Below are 14,333 nucleotides of genomic sequence, written 5' to 3' on the forward strand. Positions count from 1 at the left end.
GTGTTGGGACATCGACCGTCTTTCTGGTGTGCTGCGGTGAGTGATCGTCGATACTCCCGCTCCGGCGGACGCCCGCTCGGCCGGGGAACCGGCCGGCCGCAGGGTGATCACGACCGTGATCGCGATCCAGCTCGCCGCCTGCCTGGGCTACTTCGCGGTGGCGGCGCACCTGGTCGCCCACCTGCGGCACGATCTGGGGCTGCTGGCCGGAGCGGTCGGGCTGATCCTCGGGGTTCAGGCCGGCCTGCAGTCCGCGCTGCTGCTGCCGGTCGGCGCGGTCACCGATCTGCTCGGCCCGCGCCGTACCGGGGCGATCGCCTGCGTGCTGCGTGCGCTGGGGTTCGTCCTGCTCGGCACGGTGGACGGCCTCGGCCCGCTGCTGTGCGCGGCCGTCGTCCTCGCCGCCGGCGGCGCGCTCTACAACCCCGCGGCCCAGTGCCTGCTGGCCGGCGTCGGCCCGGACCGGCGGCCGGGCGGGTTCGCCGGGTTCGTCGCGACCCAGCATGCGGCAACGGTGCTCGGCCCCGTCCTGGGCCTCGCCCTTCTCTCGCTCGGGCGAGGGTTCACGCCGCTGGCCGCAACGGCGGCCGCCCTCTGGACGGTCGGCGGCGTGCTGTTCCTGCTGATCCCGAATCGCGGACGGAAGCCCACAGCGAGACCACGAAGGGAACTCCTCACGGGCGTGCGGACGGTGCTCGGCGACCGCGCCTTCCTGCTCTTCGCGCTCGCGACGGCACCGACGACGCTGCTGGCCAACGGCATGCTGACCGCCGTCCCGCTGCTGGAGTTCTCCCCGGCCGCCGCGACGCTCTGCTTCTGCGTCCTGGCGGCGGTGGCCGCGGCCGCCCAGCCCTTCGTGGCCGCCGGTCACCGCGGCGAGCGTCCGTGGGTGCTGCGCCTCGGCCTGCTGTGCGCCGCGGCGGCGTTCTTCATACTCGCGCCCTTGGACGGCACCCAGACGGTCCCGCTGTTGCTGGCGGCCGTCCTCAACGGCGTGTCGAACGGGCTGATCCAGCCGGCGATCTTCCAGCGCACCGCCCGCCGCGCACCGCCCGGACGCTTCGGCGCGTACTACGGCGTCCTGCAGTCCGCCGCCGGCCTGTTCGCCTTCGCGGGCGACCTGCTCATCGGCCGGCTCTTCGACCTGGGGGCCGTCGCCGCGACCGCGGCACTGATCGGCGTCGGCGCGGTCGCGCTCGCGGCGGCGATCGGCGTCCCCGGCTGGTCGGAGGCAGGCCTGCGCGGCGAAGGCGACGCCACCTGGTAGACGAGAATGTTTGTTTGTCGGTTACGCTTTCCATGTGATCTTGCCGTGGCGGGTGGGGGACGTCGTCGCCGGCCGGTACGCGGTGCTCGGGGTCAACGAGCACGGGGGCATGGGGCTGGTGTACCGGGTCCGTCACCTGTCCTGGGGGACGGACCTGGCGGTCAAGCGTCCGCGCCCCGAGATGTTCTCGGACGCCTCCGGCCGGAAGCGGTTCGTCGCCGAGGCGGAGACATGGGTGTCGCTCGGGCTGCACCCCAACGTGTGCGGCTGCCATTACGTGCGCACGCTCTACGGCGTGCCCTGCGTGTTCGCCGAGTACGTGGCGGGCGGCAGCCTGCAGGAACGCATCGACGACCGCGCGCTGTACGAGGGGGACGCCGCCGCCCGGATCCTCGATCTCGCGATCCAGATGGCGTGGGGACTGCGGCACGCGCACGAGCGGGGCGTCGTCCACCAGGACGTGAAGCCGGCCAACGTCCTGCTCGACGGCGACGGGACCGCCAAGGTCACCGACTTCGGGCTGGCCCGGGCCGTGACCTCCGCGGCGCCCGGCGGGGACGGCGCCCCGGTGACGAACGCCGGGATGACCGTGCGGTACGCCTCGCCGGAGCAGCTGCAGGGGGAGCCGCTCGATCGCCGCACCGACGTCTACAGCTTCGCGGTGTCGGTGCTGGAGATGTTCAACGGCGGGGCGACCTGGCGGGTCGGCGCGGCGGCGGGGGAGGCACTCGCGGCGCTGCGCGCCGAGGGCCCCGCGGAGCCGGGCCCGCCCGCGCTGCCGCCCGCTCTGGCGGACCTGCTGGAACGGTGCCTGCGCGCGGAACCTGCCGCCCGTCCCGCCTCGATGGCCGAGATCGCCGACGAGCTGGACACCGTCTACCGGCAGGTCACCGGGCACACCCACCCTCGCCCGGCGCCGGCCGAGGCCGAACTGCGCGCGGACGAGCTGAACAACCGGGCGCTGTCGCTGCTGGACCTCGACCGTCCCGCCGCGTCCGACGAGGCGTTCGCCCAGGCCCTGCTCGCCGACCCGCGGCACCTGCAGGCCACCTACAACGCCGGCCTGCTGCGCTGGCGGCGGGGCGAGGTTACGGACGAGGACCTCGTCACCGCGGTCGAGGTCGCCGGTCGCGAGTCGGGCGACTCCTGGGAGGCGCGGTACCTGCTCGCCCAGGTGCACATGGAGCGCGGTGACCTGCCCGCGGCGCGCGAGCTGCTCGCCGCCGCCGAGCGGGACCGGCCCGGCGAACCGCAGGTCGCGGCGGCGCTGCGGACGATCGACGCCGGCCGGGTCCCCGCTGCCGCCCCCACCGGAACGCGCGCGCTGCCAGGGCACGCGGACCCGCTCCGCCGCCTCCTCCGGGCCGTCGCGTTCACCCCGGACGGGCGGCTCGCGCTCGTCGGCGGCACCGACGGCGTCCTCCGCCTGTGGGACCTGGCCGGCGGGACGGAGCGGTCGAGCCTGGAAGCGCACCGCGGTCAGGTGGACTCGGTGGCCGTGAGCGCCGACGCGGGTTTCGCCGTCTCGGTCGGGCTCGACGCCGTGATGCGGTACTGGGACCTGGAGTCCGGCCGCTGCCTGTGGACCGCCGCGACCGGGGAGGCGGCACGCGAGCTCGGCGTCACGTCCGTCCGGCTGAGCGCCGACGGGCGCGTCGCCGTGGCCGCCGTCCGCGACGGCCGCGTCCTGGTCTGGGACCCGCCCGCCCGGACGCCCCGCCTCGCGATCGGCGGCCACGGCCCGGACGCGGCGGTCGAGATGAGCGCGGACGGCCGCCGGGTCCTCGCCACCGCCCGCGAGCGCTACACGGTCCAGCTGTGGGACATCGACGCGGGGCGTTGCCGCGTGGTCCTGGACGGCGACCTCGCGGCGGCGGTCACCGCCATGGGCATGAGCGCCGACGGCCGGACCGCGGCGATCGCCACCGCCGACCGCCGGATCGGCGTCTGGAACCTGGACGACGGCCGGCGCGTCCGGACGCTCGCCGGGTCCTCCGGCTTCGTCGCGGCGCTGTCGCTGAGCGCCGACGGCCGGCGGCTGCTGTCGGGCGGTGAGGACGGCGCCGTACGGCTGTGGGACGTCGCGGACGGCCGCTGCCTGCGGACCTTCGACGGGCACGGGGACGAGGAGGTCCTCGGCGTGCTGATGGACCCCGGCGGCCGGACGGGGATCTCCCTCGGCCAGGACCGCACGGCCCGCACATGGACCTGGCCACCGAAGGCCGAGCCGGTCGCCGCGCTCCAGCCGAGCCGGCCGCGCAGGCACGCGGAGCTGTCCCGCCTGGCCGCCGACGCCGGACGGCTGGTCGACGAGGCGGAGCGGGCGCTGTCCGCCGGCCGCCTCCACGAGGCCCGCGAACTCCTCACCAGGGCGCGTGCGGTCCCCGGCCACGAGAGGGCGCCGCGCGCCCTGGACGCCTGGTGGGCGCTGTCCCGCCGTATCGGCCCGGCCCGGCCGCGCGGCGGATGGACGGCGCGCGTCCTCAACGAGCCCGGGGCGCGGATCGTCCGTTCGGCCGGCCTGTCGCGCGACGGCCGGATCGCCGCCTGCGGAAGCAGCATCGGCACCGACCACGTGTGGGACCTGCACCGCGGGACGCTCCTGCACGAGATCGAGACGAGCGCGCCGGCGGACGTGGTCGCGGTGAGCGCCGACGGGGAACGGGTCCTGTCCGCGAGCGGCACCGGCGCCGTCGGGCTGTGGTCCGCCGCGACCGGCGAGCGCCTGGCCGGGCTGGACCGCCACGCCACCGGCGGCGCGACCTCGGCCGCGCTCAGCGCCGACGGCCGTTCCGCGATCACCTGCTCCCACGACCACGCGGTCAGGGTGTGGGACCTGGACAGGGCCCGCTGCGTGCGGACGCTGGTTGGGCACCGGGCCCGGATCGACGCGGCCTGGCTGCACGGCGACGGGCGGCTGGCGGCGTCGGCGAGCAACGACGGCACGATCCGGCTCTGGGACCTGCACGCCGGCGCGTGCCTGCGCACGATCGAGCACGGCCACGGGCACTGGGTGAAGTCGGTGTGCCTGAGCGCCGACGCGCGGACGATCCTGTCCAGCGGGTACGGCGAGCGGCCGATCCGGTCGTGGGACGCCGGGACCGGCGCCCTGATCCGGGCGTTCGACGAGCGTCCGGGCAACGCGACGGCGGTCCGCTTCACCGCCGGCGGGCGGTTCGCGGTGTCCGGCGGCGAGGACTCCGGCGTCCGGGTGTGGGACGCCGCGACCGGACGGTGCGTCCGGACCCTCGACGGCCACCGGGACCGCGTCGGCGCCCTGGCCGTGACGCCCGACGGCCGGTACGCGCTCTCCGGGAGCGACGACGGAACGACCCGGCTGTGGGAACTGGACTGGGACCTGGCGCCGCACGCTGACCAGCGCGGCGACCCCCCGGAGCGGGGCGAACCGAGGTAGCGGGCGGAACGGCCGGGTGGCCATCGGGGCATCGACCGTTGGCCGATTCGGCGTCCGGGGCGCCGTTCCTAGGCTCGCGGGCATGTGCCGTTCCGTGCGCCGCCGGTTCCTGCCCGCCCTGGCGTTGTTCCTGCTCGCGCCGCTGGTGGGGGAGTTCCTGCTCGGCAACCAGCCGATCACCGAACTGCCCGGCCTGGTCCTGCTGGCCCCGCTGTACGGCGGCGGCGCCCTGCTGGTGCGCGAGACCGCCCGGCGGACCGGACGCGGCTGGCCGACGATGATCGTCCTCGCGGTCTCCTATGCCCTGATCGAGGAGGGGCCGGTCGACCAGATGCTGTGGAACCCGCACTACGGCGGGTTCGACATGGGGTCGGCGTACGCGTCGACGCACGTCCCGCTGCTCGGCACGAGCGTCGAGATGCTGCAGGACGTCGTGTCGATGCACACGATCTGGAGCATCTGCGTTCCGATCGCGCTCGTGGAGGCGTTCATGCGCGATCCGCGCCGGCCGTGGCTCGGGCGCGCCGGGCTGCCCGCCGTCGGCCTGCTCTTCGTCGCCGCGGCCGTGCTGCTGGGCGTCTCGCAGGCTCAGTCGGAGCACTTCGTCGCCTCGCCGTACCAGTTCGCCGTCGCGGGAACCGCGATCGCCGGGCTGATCGCCCTGGCGTTCGCCCTGGGCCGCCGTCCGGCGCGCATGCCGGACGCGGACGCGCCGCGCCCATGGACGGTCGGCGCCGCGGCCTTCGCCGTCACGAGCCTCTACTGGCTGCGCGACCAGCTGCCGGAGGGACTGTCGGTCTGGTGGCCGGTGGCGGCGTGGTTCGTCGTGCTCGCCGGGGCCGTCGCGTTGTGCGCGCGCTGGTCGCGGAGCCGCGGCTGGGGCGCCTCCCACCGGCTGGCGCTGGCGGGCGGCGCGCTGCTGACCTACATATGGGTGGGCTTCACGCACGCCAAGGAGATGGGCGTCTCCGTCCCCGTCGCCTTGACCGGCAACGCCGTCTTCGGCGCGGCGGCAGTCCTCCTCCTGGTCCTGGCGGCGGCGGCCTCGCACGCCGCCACGTCATCCGTGAACCGCCCACCGCGCCGATCTTGCCGGTCTAGGCTGGGCGGCGGCTCGGCGCCGGGAGGACTGGAGGTCCCATGATGGCCGGGGAGACGCATGACGGCGCGGACGCGCCCTCGTTCGACACCAGCGTCGCGCACATCGCCCGCATCCAGGACTACTGGCTGGGCGGCAAGGACAACTACGCGCCCGACCGGGAGGCCGCGGAGCAGGCCATCGCGGCGCTGCCCGACATGGTCGCCTCGGTGCGCAACACGCGGGCGTTCCTGGCCCGCGCCGTCCGCTTCCTCGCCGCCGAACGCGGCGTGCGGCAGTTCCTCGACATCGGCACCGGGATCCCGACGGCCGACAACACCCACGAGGTCGCGCAGGCCGCCGCCCCGGACAGCCGCGTCGTCTACGTCGACAACGACCCGGTCGTGCTCGCGCACGCCCGCGCCCTGCTCACCGGCAGCCCGGCCGGCGCCACGTCCTACATCGACGCCGACATCCGCGACACCGGCACGATCCTGGACGCCGCGCGGGAGATCCTGGACTTTCGCCGGCCGGTCGCGGTGATGCTGATCGCGATCATGCAGTACGTGCCGGACGAGTCCGACCCGTACGGGGTCGTCCGCACGCTGGTCGACGCGGTGCCGAGCGGCAGCTATGTGGCGATCTCCCACCCGGCCACCGACATCCAGGCCACGCGGATGGCGAACATGGCCGACCGGCTGAACGAGGCCATGGCGCAGACGATCACGCTGCGCAGCCGCGACCAGGTGGCGGCCTTCCTCGACGGCCTCGACCTCGTCGAACCCGGCCTCGTGCGGGCCCCCGAATGGCGCCCGGACGACCCCGCCCTGGCCGACACCCCGTCCACTATGTGGAGCGGCATCGCCCTCAAGCCCTGACCGCCGCCGGCGATGACAGAGCACTTCGACGGCCGCGCGACGCCGTGCTGTCGGTGCTCCTCGACGCCCTCACCGAGGAGCTGACCACCGCGATCGCCGAGACCCGGGAAGCGGACGCGCGCACCACCGCGCACGCCGGACGCGCCGCCTCGGCGACGGCGGTGCCGCTGCGGTTCCGGGCCGGCTACCTCGTCGGCGGGCTCGTGATGGTCCTCGGCGGCTGGCTGCAGGGCCGGCTGCTTCGAGGCGCGCCAGGCGACCGTGCGGTCCGGCCGGCCGTTCTCGGCCGACGCCTGGCGGGCGTTCGCCGGCCTCGGGTTGATCACTACCGGGGCGTAGGCGGGGGGGCGGCACGCCCTCAGCGTGACGGCCGCCGCCGGCCGAGCGCGCCGGGGCAGAACCGTTCGCCTGTTCTCGGCGTCGTACGGCGTATGCGGCGGATCTTGGTCGGGGCGGTGGTGGCCTGCCTCGCGCTCCTCTTCCTCGCTCCCGCGGTCGCGGCGGCGCCCGCGCCCGAGCACATCCGGTCGTACGCGGTCGAGCTGACGGTGGGGGGAGATGGTGCCCTCCACGTGCACGAGACGATCGTCTACGACTTCGGCGACGCCCGCCGGCACGGCATCGAGCGGCGCATCCCGTCCGGCCGCACCACGATCGGGCACCTGGCCGCCGGGAGCCCCGACGCGCCGGCCGGACGGTCCGTCACCCGCTCCAAGGGGGCCGTGGACGTGCGGATCGGCGACCCGGCGACGCTGGTCACGGGCGTGCACACCTACACGCTCGACTACACCGCGACGCACGCCGTCCGGTCGGACGTCCTGGACTGGAACGCGGTGGGCACGGAGTGGAAGGTCCCGATCGACGTCGTGACCGTCCGTCTCCAGGCGCCCGCCGCCTACCGGTCCCTGGCCTGCTATGCCGGCCCTCGCGGCTCGACGGCGCCGTGCGCCGGCGCGTGGAACACCGGCCAGGGCAACGCCGTCTTCGCGCAGCGACTGGCGGCGGGGCAGGGCATCACCGTCCGCGCGACGCTTCCGCACGGCGCGGTGCGGGAACCCGCGGGCGAGGACGGCTGGCAGGTCGGCGCGTTCGGCTGGCTCGCGGTCGCGGCGGCGCTGCTCGCCGTCGCGTCCGAGGTGGTGGTCTTCCTGCGCCCGCTCCACTGGGCGGGCCTGGACCCGGCCGCGCCGGTCCCCGCGGTGGCGCCGGCGGAACTGACCGTCCTATGCACCTACTGGGCCGGCGAGCGCGACCTCGGCGCGTGCGTCGCCGTGGACCTCGCCGTCCGCGGGCACCTGCGGATCACCCGCCCGGCGGGCAAGGGGCCGCGGCTCCGGCGGACGGACCGCCGCGACACCGCTGACCTGCGTCCTTATGAGAAGGCGTTCGTGGCCGAGGTGTTCGGCGACCGCGACGGCGCCGACGCCGAGGACGTCGACGGTCTCGGGCTCGCGCGGCGGCTGCGTCCCCTGGTGGTGGAGGCCGTCGATGCGCACGGCTGGAGGCGGCCCCTGTCGGCGGGCGTGCCCCTGCTGCGGTCCGCGTCGGCGCTGCTGGGCGCGGCGGGGTTCCTGTGCCTGGTGTACGGCCCGGCCGCCGAGGGCGTGGTGACGGACGTGACGGCCTTGGGCGCGGCGCTGCTCGTGGTCGCTCCGGTCGTCTGGCTGCGCTCGCGGCGCATCGACCCCTTCACCCGCCACGCCCAGCGGCTCAGGGACGAGGCAGATCGCTACATCGGGGGCCTCGTGACCAAGAAGGTGCCGGCCGCCGAGGACCTCCCGTACTCCGTGGCAAAGGGATACCAGGGAATCCTGCGCAGATACGTCGCGAGCCACGGCGCCCCGCCCGAGTGGTACACCGACGACGGTCCGGACGAGGGGCTCGCGGACCGCTTCAGCGAGGTCGCGACGATGTTCGTCGACGCGTCCGCGCGGAAGGCGAAGCGCGCTTCGGGGACGCGGCCCCGGACGGCCTCCGCCGCCCGGCGGTCCACGTCCCGGTGGGGCGGTTCGGACCACGGCGGCTTCGGCGGCTTCGGCGGCGACGGGGGAGGGGTCGGCGGCGGTGACGGCGGCGGGGGAGGCGGCTCCTGGTGAACCGTCCCGCCCGCTTTTTCGGATCAGTGATCTGAAAAAGCGGTAGGGTGGCGGGATGGGACGGCGGAAGACGCGCACCGGCGCGCTGCGCGGCGAGCTGCTGGCGGTCGCGGGCGGGCTGCTGGAGACGGGCGGCACCGCGGCGGTGACCACCCGGGCGGTCGCCGCCGGCGCCGGAACGTCTCTGGCCGCGGTGAACGAGCTGTTCGGCGGGAAGGCCGGGCTGGTCCGCGCGCTGTTCGCCGAGGGCTTCGCGCGGCTGGCGGCGGACCTGCGCGCCCTGGATCCCACCGGCGATCCCGAGGCGGACGTGCTCGCCCTGGCGCTCGCCGTGCGGTCCTTCGCCCGCCGCGCCCCCCACCTGCACGAGGTGATGTTCTCCCGGCCGTTCGCCGAGTTCCGCCCGGACGCGTCCGACGCCCGGGCCGCCGAGGAGATCTACGCGATCGTCGTCGGCCGGGTCGCGGCCGTCCTGGGGCCCGGCCGAGCCCCGGGCACGGCCAAGGACGCCGCCATCGGCCTGTTCGCGACGGTGCAGGGCCTCCTCGCGCTGGACGCCTCCGGGCTGCTGGCCGGCGCCCCCGAGACGGCCGACCGGCGTTTCCGCTCGACGGTCACCGCGGCGCTGCGCGGCCTGGCCGCGACCGCGTCGGAGCTCCCCCGTCCGCCCGCTGAGGAGGCACCGTGACCGACGGACGCCCGGGCTTCGCCCCCTACGAGCGGCCGAGCCCGCTGCTCACCGCCATCGGCGGGTTCCTGCGCCACCGCGACGACCCGCTGCGCGCCGGCTTCCTGGTCGAGGCGCCCAAGACCAACGCCCGCGGGCTGCTGCACGGCGGGGTGATCGCCGCCGTCGGCGACGTGGTGATCGGGCACGCCCTGGCCGTCCGGCGGGATCCGCCGGTGCCGCTCATCACCGTCAACCTGTCCTGCGACCTGGTCGGCGCCGCCGAGGAGGGCGCGTGGGTCGACATCGCCGTCGTCCCGACCCGGTCCGGGCGGCGCCTCGCCGCCGGGACGGCGACGTTCACGGCGGAGGGCCGGGTCATCGCCAACGTCAGCGCCCTGTTCATGCCGGCGCGGCCGGCCGCGGCCGCCGGCTGACGGCCGCCGGTTGACGAGGATCAGGCGGGGCGTGGGGCGCTGCCGTAGACCACGCCGACGACGAACGGGTACGACGCGCTCGCGGAATCGACGTTCACCGTCAGCACCGCCGGTTCCTGGGCGAGGTACTCCGCGGGCAACGGGCGGAACATCGCGTCGCACGCCCACGGCCTGTACAGCCTGCCGACGGTCGCGCCGTAGCGCGGATGCATGAAGTCGAGGCCGCCGGACGGCATGGGCTCCAGCGCCAGCCCCTCCGGCAACGTGATCACGTACCGGAACGGGGCCGGGGCGTCCGGGCCGTGGACGACCGTGAGCCACGCGGCGCCGTCGGCGGTCGCGAACACGACGACGTCGGTGTCGGCCGCGGCACCGGTGAACACGCGCATGGTGGGACGCGGCATCCGGGCACCTGCGGCGGGCGCCGGCAAATCCATTCCGATGTGGATCGGCTGCCCGGTTTTCGACGGCACCCACGACCCCTCGCGGGGAGACGCGCCGAGAACGACGTCCGGATTACCCGCCTCACGTGGCTGCCCGCCGCGTCCTTCGATCGTCAGCGCCGCGATCTGCTCCGCGGAAAGAGCGGCGTACTCGCCGCCGTGTTCACGACCCAGCATTTTCCCCCGCCACGTGAATTCGTGGGCATCGTGCCTGCTCACGAGGGCCGGTCAGGGGCCGGCTCTCGCGGCAACGCGACTGTAACCCAGAATCCGCGGCATTCCGTGCCGGATTCCGGCTGTTCGGTATTTCTACCGATCGGGCCCGGGCGGGCCGGAAGTCCCGCCGCTCTCGGTAGGCCGACCTACGGTTTGCGGGCGATGCCGCCGTACCAATTGACCTGGTTCGCCGGCGGGCGGGGACCGTCGCCGTCGGGCCGCCATTCCGACACCAGGGTCACGCCCGGGTCGAGCAGTTCCAGGCCGTCGAAGGCGAGGGCGGTGAACGCGTCCCGGGTGCGGGCCTGCGCGGGGACGCCGCCGTTGCGGTAGGCCTGCTCCAGGCCGTGTACCCCGTCCGGGTCGTGTTCGGGGGTGACGTGCGAGGCGACCAGGAAGCTGCCGGACGGCAGCGCCTCCATCAGGTGCCGGACGATCTGGCCGGGGTCCTGCTCGTCCACGATGAAGTGCAGGATCGCCACCAGCATCAGCGCGACCGGCCGGTCGCGGTCCAGGGTGTCGCGGACGGCGGGGTCGTCCAGGATCGCCGCCGGTTCGCGCAGGTCGGCATGGACGTAGGCGGTCTTCCCCTCCGGGGTGCCGATGAGCAGCGACCGGGCGTGCGCCAGCACGATGGGGTCGTTGTCGACGTACACGACGCGGCAGGACGGGTCCTCCGCCTGGGCGATCTCGTGGACGTTGCCGGCGCTGGGCAGGCCGGCGCCGATGTCGAGGAACTGGGTGATCCCGTGGTCGCGGACCAGGTGGCGGACGGCCCGGCCCAGGAACGAGCGGTTCTCCCGGACGGCGATCCGCACCGCCTGCCAGCTGCGCGCGGCGATCTCCGCGGTGTCCCGGTCGACCTGGTAGTGGTCCTTGCCGCCCAGGTAGTAGTCGTACATCCGGGCCGAGTGCGCGACGGTGGTGTCGATCCGCACCGGTTCGCCGACCGGCCGGGACACCGCGCTCGGCACCTCCCACGCTTTCCGGACACGCTCCGACACTCCGCCTCCCCCTTGCATCGCCGACGAAAATGATCATATGCGCAGAACGCGCGCGAGGGAGCGTCTCCGGCCGGATCGCCAAAGTATTTTGTTAGCGAAACTAATTGGTTATCCTCTCCGGCGTGCCCGCCGCAGAGCGCCGGGAGCGCATCTTCACCGTCCCGTTCGTGCTGCTCATGGCCGCGAACGGGCTGCTGCGCACCGGCACCCAGATGCTCATCGCGCTGATCCCGCTGTACGTGCTCGACCACGGGGCTTCGCCCGCGGTCGCGGGCCTGACCACGACCTTCTACATGATGGCCGCGGTCGTGCTGCGGCCGCTGTCGGGCGGCCTGGTCGACGACCGCGGGCGGTACGCGGTCATGGTGGTGGGGTCCGTGCTGTACTGCGCGGCGTCCGGCCTGTACGTCCTGGCGCTGCCGATCTGGGCGCTGCTGGCTGCGCGGGTGGCGCAGGGCGTCGGGTTCTCGCTCAACGGCACCGCCGTGATGACGCTGGCCACCGACCTCATTCCGGAACGCCGGATGTCCGAGGGCATCGGCTACCTCGGCGTGGAGCAGACCGTGGCGCAGCTACTGGGGCCATGGCTGGCCCTGGAGCTGCGCGGCGCCTGCGGATACCGGTGGGCGTTCGCCGCCGCGTTCGCCTGCGGCCTCGTCAACGTGCTGCTGCGCATCCCGCTGCGCTCCGCCGCCGTCAGCGCGGACGCGCGGCGGAAGGCGGCCCAACGGAGCGATGACCGGCTGACGCCGTCCGCCCGGCCGCTGTGGACCCGCATCGTCGACCGGGACGCCTGGCGGCCCGCGTCGGTGATGTTCCTGCTGATGTTCGGCACCGCCGGCATCAACACCTTCATGGCCGCCTACGCGCTCGGGCGCGGCATCGGCAACTCGGGCCTGTTCTTCGTCGCCAGCGGTCTCATGCTCGCCGTCTCGCGGCTGACGGCCGGGCGCCTGGAGCGGCGGTGGGGGACGGTCTGGGTCCTCGCGCCGGGCATCGCGCTGCTCGTCCTCGGCCAGGCCGGCGTCTGGTGGTGCCCGAACCCGGCGGTGCTGATGCTCGCCGGCGGCGCGTACGGGCTGGGGATGGGGGCCGCCCAGCCGACCCTGAACTCCCTGGCGGTGCTGGCGGCCGGCAGGGAGCGGCGCGGGCGCGCCACCTCGACGTTCTTCATGGCGATGGACCTGTCCCAGGCGGTCGGCGCGCCGGCCCTGGGCGCCGTCGCCGGGGCGGCCGGGACCGGCTCGGTCTTCCTCGTCGCCGCCGGCCTCACCGGGACGTCGCTCGCGGCGTACCTCGCGTTCAGGGCCCGAGGCCGCCTGGCGTAGCGCCGGCCCCCGCCGCGTGCTGTGACGCCGATCTCACCGATGGCGTCATTGTCTAACAATCCTCGGCGCCCAACCTGAAGGTTCCCTGACTATGTCGCCTTCTTCCTGGCAGAACCTTGCCGGGAGATGTCCGGCATGTTACGTTCCTCGGCATCGCTTGTCGGACAATCCGGCTGGGGTCAGGGAGGGAACGATGTCGAGCCATCCACAAGCGGAGGCCCTCCGCTTCGAGAACGTGACGCTGCGGTTCCCCGGGACGCACCGGCCGGCGATCGAGGACGTCTCGCTGCGGGTCGGGCGCGGCAAGTTCGTCGCCGTGATCGGGCCGTCCGGCTGCGGCAAGAGCACGATCCTCAACCTGGCCGCGGGGCTGCTGGCCCCGACCAAGGGCGAGGTCCACTTCGCCGGCGAGCCCGTCAGCGGCGTGAACTCCGCGGCGGCCTACGTCACCCAGCAGGCCAACCTGCTCCCGTGGCTGAGCGTGCGGGCCAACATCGGGCTCGCCCTGAAGTTCCGCAAGGTGCCCAAGGACGAGCGCGACGAGCGCATCGACCACTGGGTGAAGCTGGTCGGGCTGACCGGCTTCGAGGACCACTACCCGCGCGAGCTGTCCGGCGGCATGCAGAAGCGCGTCTCCATCGCCCGGGCGCTCATCTACGACCCGTCCATCGTGCTGATGGACGAGCCGTTCGGCCCGCTGGACGCCATCACCCGGCTGAAGCTCCAGCAGGACCTGCTCAACCTCTGGGAGGAGCAGCACGGGACGCTCGTCTTCGTCACCCACGACCTCAACGAGGCGCTCTACCTCGCCGACGAGGTCGTCGTCATGTCCAGCGGCCCCGGCACGGTCCGGCGGGTCCTGGAGGTGCCGTTCGAGCGGCCCCGCACCATCGGCTCCCTCGTGGAGTCGCCCGAGTTCGCTGAGCTCTACAACGACCTGTGGGGCCTGTTCAAGTCCGAGCTGCAGATGTCCGACGCCACCGCGTAGAGACAGAGGTTCAACGTTGATATCGATCACCGAGACGATCGCCGTCCCGAGCCCGCGGAGACGGGTGTGGGAGGTCATCTCCAGTCCCGCGGACGTCGTGTCCTGCATCGCGGGCGCCGAGCTCGGCGAGGAGCACGAGGACGGGTCCTTCGACGGGACGCTCGTCGTCAAGTTCGGCGCCGTCCGGGTCAGGTTCGGCGCCCGCGTGCACCTGGAACTGGACGAGGACGGGTTCGAGGGACGGCTCACCGCCCGCGGCAAGGACGGCCAGGCGGCGACCCGCTTCACCGCCGAGGCGAGCTTCCGCGTCGTCGAGGACGGGACCGGCTCGAAGGTCGCCATGGACGGCGAGATCACGCTGACCGGCAAGCTCACCTCGCTGATCGAGGCGGGCGCGGGGGTCGTGGTCTCCCGCATGACCAAGGACTTCTCGGCGCGGCTGGTGGAGCTGTGCGCCGGGCCCGCGGAGCCGGAGACCCCGGTGCCGGCAGCGGCGCCGGGCGCGGCGGGGGCGCC

The 14,333-nt window shown here is 74.3% G+C and carries 12 protein-coding genes; 10 read left to right on the forward strand and 2 right to left on the reverse strand.

Features of this window, described 5'->3' with window-relative positions:
• Nucleotides 1–40 precede the first annotated feature (40 nt).
• The 7 genes from F9B16_RS29590 to F9B16_RS29620 all read left to right on the forward strand — a co-directional run bounded on the left by F9B16_RS29590 (nt 41) and on the right by F9B16_RS29620 (nt 9,838).
• Nucleotides 41–1,267 (forward strand): MFS transporter, encoded by a 1,227-nt coding sequence (locus F9B16_RS29590; protein WP_151543497.1) that lies wholly within the window; start codon nt 41–43, stop codon nt 1,265–1,267.
• A 34-nt stretch (nt 1,268–1,301) separates the two neighbouring features.
• The gene (locus tag F9B16_RS29595; RefSeq protein ID WP_151543498.1) at nt 1,302–4,682 is read left to right on the forward strand and encodes a WD40 repeat domain-containing serine/threonine protein kinase; all 3,381 of its coding nucleotides are present in this window, start codon (nt 1,302–1,304) and stop codon (nt 4,680–4,682) included.
• 82 nt (nt 4,683–4,764) lie between these two features.
• Nucleotides 4,765–5,826, forward strand: a complete 1,062-nt coding sequence (locus F9B16_RS29600; RefSeq protein ID WP_192809058.1) for a hypothetical protein — start codon at nt 4,765–4,767, stop codon at nt 5,824–5,826.
• Nucleotides 5,823–6,638: an SAM-dependent methyltransferase gene (locus F9B16_RS29605; protein WP_225992045.1), complete on the forward strand. Its 816-nt coding sequence runs from the start codon at nt 5,823–5,825 to the stop codon at nt 6,636–6,638. The genes F9B16_RS29600 and F9B16_RS29605 overlap by 4 nt, the downstream gene beginning before the upstream one ends.
• Nucleotides 6,611–8,734, forward strand: a complete 2,124-nt coding sequence (locus F9B16_RS29610) for a DUF2207 domain-containing protein (protein WP_151543499.1) — start codon at nt 6,611–6,613, stop codon at nt 8,732–8,734. The genes F9B16_RS29605 and F9B16_RS29610 overlap by 28 nt, the downstream gene beginning before the upstream one ends.
• Before the next feature lie 55 nt (nt 8,735–8,789).
• Entirely contained in the window at nt 8,790–9,422 is a 633-nt protein-coding gene (locus F9B16_RS29615; RefSeq protein ID WP_151543500.1) for a TetR/AcrR family transcriptional regulator, read from the forward strand.
• A complete protein-coding gene (locus tag F9B16_RS29620) occupies nt 9,419–9,838 on the forward strand; it encodes a PaaI family thioesterase (protein ID WP_151543501.1) in 420 nt (139 codons plus the stop codon). Before F9B16_RS29615 ends, F9B16_RS29620 begins: the two co-directional genes overlap by 4 nt.
• Nucleotides 9,839–9,858: 20 nt before the next feature.
• Here F9B16_RS29620 and F9B16_RS52960 read toward each other — a convergent pair whose 3' ends face one another.
• Both F9B16_RS52960 and F9B16_RS29630 read right to left on the reverse strand, forming a co-directional pair.
• Entirely contained in the window at nt 9,859–10,242 is a 384-nt protein-coding gene (locus tag F9B16_RS52960; protein ID WP_225992046.1) for a hypothetical protein, read from the reverse strand.
• 401 nt (nt 10,243–10,643) lie between these two features.
• Complete coding sequence (locus tag F9B16_RS29630; protein WP_225992047.1) at nt 10,644–11,501, reverse strand: SAM-dependent methyltransferase; 858 nt, start codon at nt 11,499–11,501, stop codon at nt 10,644–10,646.
• A 122-nt stretch (nt 11,502–11,623) separates the two neighbouring features.
• Between F9B16_RS29630 and F9B16_RS29635 the strand changes: the two genes are divergently transcribed.
• The 3 genes from F9B16_RS29635 to F9B16_RS29645 form a co-directional block, all read left to right on the forward strand.
• Nucleotides 11,624–12,829 carry an MFS transporter gene (locus tag F9B16_RS29635; RefSeq protein ID WP_151543504.1) on the forward strand — a complete coding sequence of 402 codons (1,206 nt, stop codon included), beginning with the start codon at nt 11,624–11,626 and terminating at the stop codon, nt 12,827–12,829.
• A 193-nt stretch (nt 12,830–13,022) separates the two neighbouring features.
• Nucleotides 13,023–13,817 (forward strand): ABC transporter ATP-binding protein, encoded by a 795-nt coding sequence (locus tag F9B16_RS29640; RefSeq protein ID WP_151543505.1) that lies wholly within the window; start codon nt 13,023–13,025, stop codon nt 13,815–13,817.
• Nucleotides 13,818–13,833: 16 nt separating this feature from the next.
• Nucleotides 13,834–14,333, forward strand: a 500-nt coding sequence (locus F9B16_RS29645; protein ID WP_151543506.1) for an SRPBCC domain-containing protein, incomplete at its 3' end; no start/stop codon positions are given.

The organism is Actinomadura montaniterrae (assembly GCF_008923365.1).
Taxonomy (GTDB): Bacteria; Actinomycetota; Actinomycetes; order Streptosporangiales; family Streptosporangiaceae; genus Spirillospora; species Spirillospora montaniterrae.